Source organism: Brevundimonas denitrificans, assembly GCF_030160755.1.
GTDB classification, from domain to species: domain Bacteria; phylum Pseudomonadota; class Alphaproteobacteria; order Caulobacterales; family Caulobacteraceae; genus Brevundimonas; species Brevundimonas denitrificans.
This window is the reverse complement of sequence record NZ_BSOY01000026.1, coordinates 25285-34740: the sequence shown is the minus strand read 5'-3', so window position 1 is coordinate 34740 and position 9456 is coordinate 25285. Positions and strand designations below refer to the sequence as shown.

Below are 9456 nucleotides of genomic sequence, written 5' to 3'. Positions count from 1 at the left end.
GACTGGAGTTCAGACGTGTGGCCGACCGGCGCGGGCGCCGGCGGCGCGGAGGCCGCGGCCTTGTCGCCCAGCATGACGGTCGGATGGCGCAGCCACGCCCGTCCGTCCGGCGTCAACGCCAGACCGGCCAGAACGCCGACCACGAAGATCGCCGTCAAAGCGTTGACCCCAGCACGCAAAGCCATTTCCCCGACTGAACACCGTCCAGTCGCACCTTTTACCCTATCGCTGCGATCTGGCCACCTCGCGCCCGTGTCGCGGGAAGAAAAAGGTTAATCGCGAGGGTCTTAGCCGAACTTCCCTTCCGCCCATCGCGCGGCGAAATAACCGCCCAGGGCCGAGGTCGTCGTCAGGGCCGTGCCCCAGCAGAGATCGATCAGGGTCAGCTTCACCGACCAGACGTTCAGCGTCGCCTGGTTGGTCAGGTCATAGGTGGCGTAGGCCACGAACCCCAGCACCGCCCCGTTGATCGCCGCCCTCTGCCAGGCCCCCTCGCGCAGGGCCGGCTCGATCGCGAGGAAGACCGTCCCGAAGATGGAGATGAGATAGAAGGCGACCGCCGCCTTCATGTCGGGCTTGTCGGCCAGGATCGGCCCGAGAACGGGCTTGTACAGCCGGTCAGCCATGGTGGTCAGCCAGACGGCGTCGCTGGCCGCGAAGGTCAGGCCGGCGCCGAGATAGGCTACGATGTATTTGATCATGTCTTCAGGCCCTTACGCCGGCTTCAGCAGATAGTGGGTGACCGCCCAGGTGTTGCCGCCATCGTTGCCGAACAGCCCCGCCGTGGCCAGATAGAACCGTCGCCAGCGCCGCCGCCACAGGGCCGCGTCGGCGCCGTAGGTCTCGCGCATCAGCTCCATCACCCGGTCGCCGTTGGCGTCCATATTGGCCAGCCAGTGATCGGCGGTCCGCTGATAGTTGATCCCGTTCCAGGTCCATTCCCGCTCGACCCGGAACAGGTCCGGGAACTGTCGCATCAGGCCGCGGCTGGGCATGACCCCGCCCGTGAAGAAATGCTGGGCGATGAAGTCCCCGCTGTCGGTGTGATCGAACCGGTAGGGCGCGTCGCGATGGGTGAAGATGTGGATGAACATCCGCCCGTCCGGCTTCAGCCAGCCATGGGCTCGCGTCAGCAGGGCGCGCCAGTTGGCCATATGCTCGAACATCTCGACGGAGACGATGCGATCGAAACCGCCGCCGTCGGCGGGACTGAAGTCGTTCATATCGCAGGTGATGACGGTCAGATTGGTCAGGCCGCGCGCCGTCGCCTGGGCCTCGATGTGTCGGCGCTGGCCATGGCTGTTGGACACGGCGGTGATGGCCGAATTCGGATAGCGCTCGGCCATCCACAGGCTCAGCGACCCCCAGCCGCAGCCGAGCTCCAGCACCCGCTGCCCGTCCATCAGGGCCGCATGGGCGCAGGTCTCCGCCAGCGCCGCCTCCTCGGCCTGATCCAGCGTCGTGTCAGCGGCCGGATAGAGGCAGCAGGAATATTTCAGCCGCTTGCCCAGGCAGATCTCGAAGAACTCGGGCGGAAGCTCATAGTGCTGGGCGTTGGCCGCCGCCGTATGCTCGGCGATCGCGCGCCGGGCCATGTCTCGCGCGAAGTCGGCCTCGTCATGCGGCGCCTCGCGGTCCAGCCGCCTGCGCGCCTCGCTGACCAGACTGTCGATCGCCGGGCGGGCGATGAAGTCCGGGAATGGCGCATCCTGCAGCCGGCGTATGGCGACGTTCGCGAGAGACATGGGCGCTCCTGACAGGCGTGACTGTCCCACAGCTACGCCTCAACTTGGCATCCGGATGAACGGCATCCGCGGCGCTGTTTCCGCCGTAGCTCACCTCAACCTCAGTTGGAGTCGGCATGCCCCCTCATCTCGTCGCGGAGACGCCCGCCTCGCCCGCCGGTCGGCGCATCGCCGTGGTCGGCTCCGGCATATCGGGCCTGTCCTGCGCCTGGCTGCTGTCGCAGGCGCATGACGTCACCCTGTTCGAGGCCGACGACCGGCTGGGCGGCCATTCCAGCACCGTCGATGCGCCGTCGCCGCATGGGCCGGTGGCCGTCGACACCGGCTTCATCGTCTACAATGAGACCAACTATCCCAATCTGACCGCCCTGTTCGCGCATCTGAACGTGCCGACCAAGCCGGCCATGATGTCGTTCGCCGTCTCCATCGACGAGGGCGCCTTCGAATATTGCAGCCAGGGCCTCGGCGCCCTGTTCGCCCAGAAGCGCAACTACGCCAGCCCCAAATTCTGGCGCATGATCGGCGACCTGCTGCGCTTCCAGAAACAGGCCCCGCGCGATCTGGCGGAGCTGGAACGGACGGGCGAGACGCTTGAAACCTATCTGGTGCGCGGCGGTTACGGCGCCCTGTTCCGCGAGGCGCATCTGCTGCCCCAGGCCGCCGCCATCTGGTCCTGCACCATGGGACAGATGGCCGAGTATCCCGCGGCCTCCTTCGTCCGCTTCTATATGAACCACAACCTTCTCAAGGTGGATCTGAGGCCGACCTGGCGCACGGTGGATGGCGGCAGCCGGTCCTATGTGTCGCGGCTCACTGAGGCTTTCGGCGGAAAGGTCGTCACCAACGCCGGAATCACCGGCGTGCTGCGCGGCCTGGACGGCGCGGCGCTGCGCTTCGACGACGGGCGGCTGGAACGGTTCGACGCCGTGGTGCTGGCGACCCATTCCGATCAGGCCCTGAAGCTGCTGGAAGCGCCGTCGGCCGAGGACCGCCGCCTGCTGGGCGCCATCGGATACCGGCCCAACCACGTTATCCTGCACCGCGACACCTCGCTGATGCCGAAGCGGCGCAAGGCCTGGGCCGCCTGGACCCATATGGGATACTCCGACCGCGCGGGCGAAGGCGGCGTGACCTACTGGATGAACGAGCTCCAGTCCCTGCCCGGACCGCCCCTGTTCGTCAGCCTGAACCCGGCCCGGGCGCCCGATCCGGCGCTGGTGATCGGCGAATGGGACTATGAGCATCCGGTGTTCGACGCCGCCGCCGTGGCCGCCCAGTCCGAGCTCTGGTCGCTGCAGGGCCGCCGCAATGTCTGGTTCGCCGGGGCCTGGTTCGGCTCGGGCTTCCATGAGGACGGTCTTCAGGCCGGACTGGCCGTGGCCGAACAGCTGGGCGGCGTGCGGAGGCCGTGGCGTGTGGCGGATGAGAGCGGCCGGATTCATGTGCGAGCCGCCGCCGACCCGGACCGGCTGACCGAGGCGGCGTGACCGCGCGCGGGCATTCCTCCGCCGTCGTCCCCGGGCTTGACCCGAGGATCGGAGGTTCCGACGCTGGGTTCATGGAACTCCAGCGTGATCGGCCTCGTGCGTCCAGGGGACAGGGCCTCCCCACGTCTGAATCTCGGGTCGAGCCCGGGGACGACGGTGACGGAAACCGGAGCATCCAATCCGCCCTCTACGTCGGCGAGGTCGTGCATCAGCGGTCGCGCACCTTCGGTCACCGCCTGCGCTACCGTCTGTGGATGGTGCTGGCCGATCTCGACGAGCTGGACGGGCTCCAGAACCGCCTCCGCCTGCTTCGCCGACGCTTCGGCCCCGTTACGCTCAGGACCGCCGACCACGGCGACCGCTCCGGTCGTCCCTTGCGCGCCCAGGTCGAGGGCCATCTGGCGGAGGCCGGCATCGACATCGCCGGCGGACCGATCCGCCTGCTGACCATGCCGCGCATCCTCGGCTACGGCTTCAACCCGATCAGCGTCTTCTTCTGCCACACGCCCGACGGCGCGCTTGCGGCCCTGCTCTATGAGGTCACCAATACCTTTCACGAGCGGCACAGCTATCTGGTGGCGGTCCCGCAGAACCAGACGGGCCCGGTGCGACAGACCGTGGAGAAGCGGTTCTTCGTCTCTCCCTTCATGGACCGCGACCTGACCTACGACTTCACCGTCCGCCCCCCGGGGGAGGCCGTGTCCGTCGTGGTCGCCGTCCGTCGCGGCGACACGCCCATCCTGACGGCCAGCTTCGCCGGCCTTCGCCGCCCCCTGACCGACGGCCAGCTTCTGCGCGCCTTCGTCACCCACCCCCTGCTGACCTGGAAGGTGACCTGGGGCATTCACTGGGAGGCCGCGAAGATGATGGTCAAGGGCGCGCGCTATCGCCATCGCGGCGCTCCGCCCAGGCAGCCGGTGACGGTGGGCTCCGTCCGATCCTGACGTGTCCCCGCGCCATGGTCGGGGCATGGCCGGCCCGGACGCAGTGGACGCATCGGACGGTGTTTTTTGCCGCTCGCCTTGCCCCCTCCGCCTCGCCACGTTACGGACGGACGAGCGCCGCCAATATTCATCAGGCGGTGAAAATATGAGGAAGCGATGCGGAAGATCTTCCCCGACGCGGCGTCCGCCCTGGAGGGCCTGACCTTCGACGGCATGACCGTCATGTCCGGCGGCTTCGGCCTGTGCGGCATTCCGGAACACCTGATCGCCGCCCTGCGCGACAGCGGGACCAAGGGCCTGACGGTCATCTCCAACAACGCCGGCGTGGATGGCTTCGGCCTCGGCCAACTGCTGGAGACCCGCCAGATCGCCAAGATGATCTCGTCCTATGTCGGCGAGAACAAGGAGTTCGAGCGCCAGTATCTGGCCGGCGAGCTGCAGCTGGAGTTCAACCCCCAGGGCACGCTGGCCGAGCGCATCCGCGCGGGCGGCGCGGGCATCCCGGCCTTCTTCACCGCCACCGGCGTCGGCACCCTGGTCGCCGAGGGCAAGGAAGTCCGAAACTTCAACGGCCGCGACTATGTCATGGAGACCGGCCTCGTCGCCGACCTGTCGATCGTCAAGGCCTGGAAGGCTGACGGCCGCGGCAATCTCCAGTTCCGCAAGACCGCCCGCAACTTCAATCCGATGATGGCCACGGCCGGCAAGGTCACGGTCGTCGAGGTCGAGCATATCGTTCCCACCGGCTCGATGGACCCTGACCAGATCCACACCCCGGGCATCTATGTCGACCGCATCGTCCTGACCGTGCCCGAGAAGCGCATCGAACAACGCACCGTCCGTACCCGGGAGACCGCATAATGGCCCGCACCCGCGAACAACTCGCCGCCCGCGCCGCCCGCGAACTTCAGGACGGCTTCTACGTCAACCTGGGCATCGGCATCCCGACCCTGGTCGCCAACTACATCCCGCACGGCATGGAGGTCACCCTCCAGTCGGAGAACGGCATGCTGGGCATGGGCCCCTTCCCCTATGAGGACGAGGTCGACGCCGACCTGATCAACGCCGGCAAACAGACCATCACCGAAATCCCCGAGAGCAGCTATTTCAGCTCGGCGGACAGTTTCGCCATGATCCGCGGCGGCCACATCAACCTGTCCATCCTCGGCGCCATGGAAGTGGCCGAGAATGGCGATATCGCCAACTGGATGATCCCGGGCAAGCTGGTGAAGGGCATGGGCGGCGCCATGGACCTGGTCGCAGGCGTCAAACGCGTCGTCGTGGTCATGGATCACGCCAACAAGCATGGCCAGTCCAAGGTGCTGAAAGCCTGCACCCTGCCCCTGACCGGCACGGGCGTGGTCAGCCGCATCATCACCGACCTGTGCGTCTTCGACGTCAAGCCGGACGGCGCCGGTCTGGAGCTGATCGAACTGGCCGAGGGCGTCACCCTCGAGGAAGTCGCGTCGAAGACCGAGGCGACCTACACGATCGCGCCCGGCCTCGACTGACCGGCGTCAGGCGCTCGCGTACAGCGTCGCGAGCGCCGCCAGCGCCTGTTCGGCCTCGGCCCGGTCCGGGGTTTCGTCCTCGACTCCGTAGCCGACCATCCCGCTTGATCCGTTGGCCTGGATGACGATGCCGTCGTGGCGCGGGACCATGCCGATCGACCGGTAGTTCAGCGCATAGGTCACCTCGGGCTGGGGCGGCAGCCAGGCGATCTGCCCCCGCACCGGCACGATGCTCTCGTCCCCGAACAGGGCGCGGGCCCCATAGCCGGTGCAGTTGACCACCACCGGCTCGGCGAGGTCGGCCAGCTCCGACGGATGGTGGAACACCCGCTGCACGATGCGCCCGCCCTCCATCAGAAACGCCTCGGTCAGCTGGCGGGCATACTCCGCGACATTGAAGGTCATCTGGGAGAAGACCCGCGCCGACTCGACGGGAAACGGATGCTCGGCCGGCGTCAGGGCCCTGGACCTCGGCATGGAGTCGCCCAGCCGGGCGTCAAGGCGCGCGAAGTCGACCCGCCCCGGCGACGGCGCGGGCCCGACCGCCCGGTTCGTTCCCCGCGCGCCGCGAAGGTTATACTGGTCGATGAAACTCACGGGGTCGCCGTCCAGCCCGACGAAGGTATGGTGATCGACCCACGAGCGCCGCGCCATCGCCTCCCAGCGGGCCGGGAAGTCCGCCGCCATGGCGTCCTGGGCGGCCACCCGCGAGTCCGGCGACCAGACGCCGGTGGCGCGGGCCGACCGCGTCCAGGGCGTCCGTTCGGCGGCGTAGATGGTGACCTGCGCTCCGGCTCTCAGGATCTGCAGCGCCGCCGTGAGACCCAGCGCCCCGCAGCCGATAACGGCGACCGGCCGCGGCCCGCCCTCAAGCGCGAGGTCGCGCGCGGCGGCGGCCGACCCCCACGACAGGGACCAGCCCGATCCGCCGTGACCGTAGTTGTGCACCACCCGCTTGTCGCCGATCGCTTCGGCCTCAATGCGCGGCCCCTGCGCCCGGAAAGGCCGGGTGCAGACGGTGATCCGGGTCAGACGGCTCGGATCCGTCAACAGCGGCGCGAAGCTTCTGGGCTGGAAGCCAGGTCGCGTGGGCGCCGCAAGGATCGTGGGCGTCGAGGCGCAGCCCGCGAGGCCGGCGTAGCCCAGCCCGGCCAGGACCATTCGACGGTGCAACTGAACGCCCAAGATGGTTCCCCGTGGCAGACGGTCCGAGCCGCGTATCACTCGCCCTCGTGCCGGGCAATGTGAGGCGGCGTTCCAGCCGGCCAAACAACCGGGACAACCTGTACCGTTGCCGCCGGGCTCAAGTCGTAGTCATACTCTCTGCACCGGTCGCAGAACCGGAGGGGTGGAGTAAGAGTGATGGCCGACGGCGCCTATCGCTGGCAGGGCAATTGGCCTGCGCCTGACGCCGCGCGCGTCGCCGAGATCGATGCGGCCTGGGACGATGCCCGGGTCGACGCCTTCGCCGAACCCGCCCGCGCCGCCGCCGTAGAGCGCATCGAACGCGCCCTGGCTGCCGCCCGCACCGGCGATCTGACCGAGGCCTCGGCCCAGCTGACCCACGCCCGCTCGGTGCTGGACGGTCTGGACCCGGGCGCGCTGGAGCCCCGCCGGGGGCTCGCCGGCCTGTTCGACAGCCGCGGCGCCCGGCTGAAACGTTTCCGCGAAGCCTGGAGCCGCGCCGCCGCCGGCCTGACCGAAACCGCGAAAGAGCTGGCGGGGCGGGTCGAAGGCGCCGCCCAGCGTTCCGGCGCCCTGGACAAGGCGTGGACCGAGATCCGGGATGCGCTCGCCGACCTCGACGCCCACCTGGCCGCAGCCGCCGCCCGCCTGGCGGGCCATGCCCCGAATGAGGGCGATGCGCCGCATCCGCTGATCGCCCGAAGGGCCACGCTGGACGCGTGCCGCGCCGCCGCCCTGCAATCCCTGCCGCTGATCCGCAACGCCCAGAACGCCGACGCCCGCGCCGCCGAGGCGCTCAAGGCCTGCGCCGACGGCGTCGCCTCCTGGCGCGATGACTGGAAAGAGGCGCTGGGCCTGTCCGGCAAGCGGCCGAAGTCGGTCCGCCCCGACCGCGAGCGGATGGGCCGCGTGCGCGACGACCTCAAGGCGCGCATCGACCGGGCGCTCGCCGAACTGAGCGCTTCACGCAGCCGCCGCGCCGATGTCGAGAGCCGGATGGCGGAGCTGCGCCGCCCGCTCTGACTCAGCCCGCGCTGGCGTCGGTCCAGGCGACGATCTGGGTGTTCAGGTCCCGCGTGGCCAGGTCGAAAGCCTCGACGATGGCGGACACCCGGTTGGCCGTCGCCGGCTGTTCGACGGTGAACACCTGTTCCGCCGCGACGGTCCGTTCCGGCAAGGCCAGCAGACGAGCGCGGGCCGTCACCACGATGGTCGGCGCCAGACCCGGGGCGTCGTAGCGGGCTTCGAAGGAGCGGATGTCGATATCGAGCGATCGCTGGCCCCGCGTCAGCTCGCGCGGACCGATCAGCCGGACCCGCGTCGCCTGGGCGGCGAAGGCGTTCTCGATGCTCTCCATATAGAGGTCCGCCGCCGGCGAGACCCACCGGGCCCCGGCGATATAGGCGGTCTCCGTGCCCGTGACGCCCAGCAGCTTGTCGCCCTCGACGGCCTCCGGAAACTCGACCCGGCGCAGGGTGACCTGGGTCGGACTGGCGACCGTCGCAGCCGCGGCCGACGACGCCGGGACGCCGCCGAACCGGTAGGACTGCACCGGATCGGGGGTCGACAGAAGCGCGCAGGCCGAGAGCGCCACGAGGGCCACGGTCGCCGCAATCGGACGGATGAGTGAGACTCGGATCACGGCTGGACCTCCATTTCCTTGGTCGGCGGACGGCCGATGAAGTCGCGCGGGCTGGACCGGACCTCATCGACGAGGCCTTCCAGCGACCGCGTCGCATCCTCCAGCGCCTGGATGGACTGCTGCAGCTGCGGCAGGCCGGTGGTGGCGAACTCGTTCAGCGGCCCTTCGACATTGGTCGCGGACCGGTTGATCGACGATACGGCCGCCCTCGCCTCTTCCGCAGCCGCGTTGATGTTGGCCACGGCCTCGCGCCCGTCGCCCTCGATGATGCCGCGGGTGCTGACCGCCAGGGCTTCGAACTCGGCCACCGCCGAATTGGCCTTGGTCAGCGCCTGTTCCAGCTGTTCCAGCATGCCCTTGCGGGCCTCCAGTTCGGTGGTCAGGGCCTCGACGTTCTTCAGGCTGGTGGAGAAGGAGCGGACGTTGTCGTCAGACAGGACGCGGTTGATCCGGTTCAGCGCATCCACCGTCTGGGCCAGCACCGTGCCGGAGCCGCTGAGCAGCTCCGCGATCGGCGACGGCTGGCTCTGGATCACCGGCACCACATTGGCGGGATACTGGGTCTTGAGGATGGCGCTCTGCGGATTGCCGGCGGTGATCTGGATATAGTTGAGCCCGGTGATGCCCTGCGGCTCCAGCTGGGCCCGCGAGGTGACGCGGACCGGCGTGGTGGCGTCGACGCGGATGCGGGCGATGACCTGATCGCCCTTTTCAGGGTCCAGATTGAGGTCGGTGACCTCACCGACGCGGATGCCGTTGAAATGCACCTCGCCGCCCTCGGACAGGCCGCGCACGGGGCCGTAGAAGACGATGTCATAGACGTCGTAGTCATTGTTGAACTGCAGGCGGGCCAGCCAGATGGAGAACACCGCCAGCGCCGCCAGAAGGGCGATGGTGGCGATGCCGACGGCGGCGTAGTGGGCGTCTCTTTCCATTCTCGGC

At 68.8% G+C, this 9456-nt stretch carries 10 protein-coding genes; 5 read left to right on the top strand and 5 right to left on the bottom strand.

What is annotated here, in order from left to right:
• Positions 1-287: 287 nt before the first annotated feature.
• Together QQJ79_RS07515 and QQJ79_RS07510 are read right to left on the bottom strand one after the other, a co-directional pair.
• Positions 288-701 (bottom strand): DUF2177 family protein, encoded by a 414-nt coding sequence (locus tag QQJ79_RS07515; protein WP_284222310.1) that lies wholly within the window; start codon positions 699-701, stop codon positions 288-290.
• A gap of 12 nt (positions 702-713) precedes the next feature.
• On the bottom strand, positions 714-1745 hold the full coding sequence (locus QQJ79_RS07510; RefSeq protein ID WP_284222309.1) for an SAM-dependent methyltransferase: 1032 nt from the start codon (positions 1743-1745) through the stop codon (positions 714-716).
• Positions 1746-1861: 116 nt separating this feature from the next.
• Here QQJ79_RS07510 and QQJ79_RS07505 point away from each other — a divergent pair, with 116 nt between their 5' ends.
• From QQJ79_RS07505 to QQJ79_RS07490, 4 genes are all read left to right on the top strand, one after another.
• The gene (locus QQJ79_RS07505) at positions 1862-3232 is read left to right on the top strand and encodes an NAD(P)/FAD-dependent oxidoreductase (RefSeq protein WP_284222308.1); all 1371 of its coding nucleotides are present in this window, start codon (positions 1862-1864) and stop codon (positions 3230-3232) included.
• A gap of 173 nt (positions 3233-3405) precedes the next feature.
• Positions 3406-4176 carry a DUF1365 domain-containing protein gene (locus QQJ79_RS07500; protein ID WP_284222311.1) on the top strand — a complete coding sequence of 257 codons (771 nt, stop codon included), beginning with the start codon at positions 3406-3408 and terminating at the stop codon, positions 4174-4176.
• Between the two features lie 156 nt (positions 4177-4332).
• On the top strand, positions 4333-5037 hold the full coding sequence (locus QQJ79_RS07495; protein WP_284222307.1) for a CoA transferase subunit A: 705 nt from the start codon (positions 4333-4335) through the stop codon (positions 5035-5037).
• Positions 5037-5687, top strand: coding sequence for a 3-oxoacid CoA-transferase subunit B (locus QQJ79_RS07490; RefSeq protein WP_284222306.1), 651 nt, complete (start codon positions 5037-5039; stop codon positions 5685-5687). The genes QQJ79_RS07495 and QQJ79_RS07490 overlap by 1 nt, the downstream gene beginning before the upstream one ends.
• A gap of 6 nt (positions 5688-5693) precedes the next feature.
• Here QQJ79_RS07490 and QQJ79_RS07485 read toward each other — a convergent pair whose 3' ends face one another.
• Positions 5694-6872, bottom strand: coding sequence for an FAD-dependent oxidoreductase (locus tag QQJ79_RS07485; protein ID WP_284222305.1), 1179 nt, complete (start codon positions 6870-6872; stop codon positions 5694-5696).
• 177 nt (positions 6873-7049) lie between these two features.
• On the opposite strand from QQJ79_RS07485, the gene QQJ79_RS07480 reads away from it, so the two are divergent.
• Positions 7050-7895 (top strand): hypothetical protein, encoded by an 846-nt coding sequence (locus QQJ79_RS07480; RefSeq protein ID WP_284222304.1) that lies wholly within the window; start codon positions 7050-7052, stop codon positions 7893-7895.
• 1 nt (position 7896) lies between these two features.
• Here QQJ79_RS07480 and QQJ79_RS07475 read toward each other — a convergent pair whose 3' ends face one another.
• Together QQJ79_RS07475 and QQJ79_RS07470 are read right to left on the bottom strand one after the other, a co-directional pair.
• Positions 7897-8514 carry an ABC-type transport auxiliary lipoprotein family protein gene (locus QQJ79_RS07475; RefSeq protein WP_284222303.1) on the bottom strand — a complete coding sequence of 206 codons (618 nt, stop codon included), beginning with the start codon at positions 8512-8514 and terminating at the stop codon, positions 7897-7899.
• Complete coding sequence (locus QQJ79_RS07470) at positions 8511-9449, bottom strand: MlaD family protein (RefSeq protein ID WP_284222302.1); 939 nt, start codon at positions 9447-9449, stop codon at positions 8511-8513. The genes QQJ79_RS07475 and QQJ79_RS07470 overlap by 4 nt, the downstream gene beginning before the upstream one ends.
• Positions 9450-9456 lie beyond the last annotated feature (7 nt).

Coding starts and splice junctions, on each gene's coding strand:
- QQJ79_RS07495 (WP_284222307.1), top strand. CDS start 4,333: ATGCGGAAGATCTTCCCCGACGCGGCGTCCGCCCTGGAGGGCCTGACC.
- QQJ79_RS07515 (WP_284222310.1), bottom strand. CDS start 701: ATGATCAAATACATCGTAGCCTATCTCGGCGCCGGCCTGACCTTCGCG.
- QQJ79_RS07480 (WP_284222304.1), top strand. CDS start 7,050: ATGGCCGACGGCGCCTATCGCTGGCAGGGCAATTGGCCTGCGCCTGAC.
- QQJ79_RS07490 (WP_284222306.1), top strand. CDS start 5,037: ATGGCCCGCACCCGCGAACAACTCGCCGCCCGCGCCGCCCGCGAACTT.
- QQJ79_RS07470 (WP_284222302.1), bottom strand. CDS start 9,449: ATGGAAAGAGACGCCCACTACGCCGCCGTCGGCATCGCCACCATCGCC.
- QQJ79_RS07505 (WP_284222308.1), top strand. CDS start 1,862: ATGCCCCCTCATCTCGTCGCGGAGACGCCCGCCTCGCCCGCCGGTCGG.
- QQJ79_RS07510 (WP_284222309.1), bottom strand. CDS start 1,745: ATGTCTCTCGCGAACGTCGCCATACGCCGGCTGCAGGATGCGCCATTC.